1 protein-coding gene is annotated in these 1,544 nt (G+C 65.0%); it reads left to right on the top strand.

Annotation, left to right across the window (positions count from 1 at the left end; genetic code table 11):
* A partial coding sequence (locus BLT09_RS33330; RefSeq protein WP_483127915.1) for an AsmA family protein occupies window positions 1-1,544 on the top strand: 1,544 nt, incomplete at both ends.

Below are 1,544 nucleotides of genomic sequence, written 5' to 3'. Positions count from 1 at the left end.
ATTTCCGGCAAGGCTGCCGGCACCATCAATCCGAACGGCGCCAGCGATTTTGCGCTCGACCTGGCCTCGACCGGCCCGAGCCTGCCGCTGGCGCTTGGCAGCACCGAGAGCCCGATCAAGCTCGAGTTGCAGGCGCTGTCGGTGGAGGTCGCGGGGCAGGGCACGCAATCGACGCTGAATATCTCCGCGACACTGCCGTCGGTCGCCACCAACCTCGCCAAGGCCGAAGGCATCGCGCTTGCGCTCCATTCCGACGCCTTCGATCTGAAGGGCCGAACAGGGCCGATCTCCGGCACGGTGACGGCGGACAAAATCGGCCTGGACAATCCGACCATCGCGCCGCTGCTCGCCGGAAAGATTACTGCCAAGGTCGCCGGCGATCTCGCTACCGATACCATCGTCATCGACAGCGGCTCGGTAACGAGCGAGGTACTGGACAGCGGCTTTAATGGAAGGGTCTCCCTGGCCGATGGCGCCATCGATCTCAACCTCAGGGCGGTTGCGGCTTCCGCGGCACTGCCGGCGGCAGTGCGCGGCGTGCTCGCCGAGCGGACGCAGCTCAGCGCGGCACTGAAGCGCGACGCCAACGGCAATGTTATCGCCGACGCCATCAGGCTGGTATCAGGTGCATTCAGCGCCGACGGGCAGGCCAGCCTCGCCGACAACAAGGTCAGCGCCGACGTCAAGGGCGCGCTCGCCGACATCTCGCTTCTGTCCGGGGATGCCAAGGGCGCCATCACCTTCGCGCTGAACGCGCAAGGCGCCAGCACCGCGCCCGACCTGTCGCTGACGGTCAACAGCGACCGGCTTTCGGTGGCGGCGCGAGAAATCACCGGGCTAAAGCTCACCGCGACGGGGAAGGGCGACATCGCCAGCCCGGCGGCCGATATCTCGCTCACCGGATCCGTCAATGACGAGCCACTCGATTTCAAGGCGTCGCTGGTAACGCGCCAGGGAAAGCGGTCCATAAACGGACTAAGCCTGTCACTGGGCGACAACAAAGTTTCGGGCGACCTTGCTCTCGACGATCGATTCCTGCCGCTCGGCACGGTTGCGCTGGATCTACCCGATATCAGTCCGCTCGCAGCCCTGGCGCTGGAAAAAGCTGACGGCGACGTGCGTGGCACGATCGTCTTCTCGAAGACCGGCAATGCGCCTCATGTCGCCATCAAGGCGACCACAGATTCAATTTCGCGCGGCGATCTTTCGGCAAAGACGGTCACCATCGATGCGCTGATTGCCAACTATGTCGCCGCACCGGCGATCTCCGGTAAAATCCGGGCCGACAGCGTCACCTCCGGCGGCACCGTGATCAGCGGCATCGGTGTCGATTTGAAGCGCGACGGCGACTGGACCGGGTTTTCCGGTGGCGCCACCGTCGCCGGCATTCCGGCCACCGCAGAAGGCAGGGTGAAGATCGCGGACGGCACGACAAGCGTCGAGATCGCCTCCGGCGACGCGACCATTCGCGGCATCAAGGCGGCGATCGCGCAGCCGTCGACCTTGAGCATCGCCAATGGCACCGCAAGCATCGAGAAGCTGAT

Origin of the sequence: Mesorhizobium muleiense (genome assembly GCF_900099905.1) — a bacterium.
Lineage (GTDB): Bacteria > Pseudomonadota > Alphaproteobacteria > Rhizobiales > Rhizobiaceae > Mesorhizobium > Mesorhizobium muleiense.
Note: the sequence above shows the minus strand (reverse complement) of the source record. Positions and strands in the feature narration are given on the sequence as shown.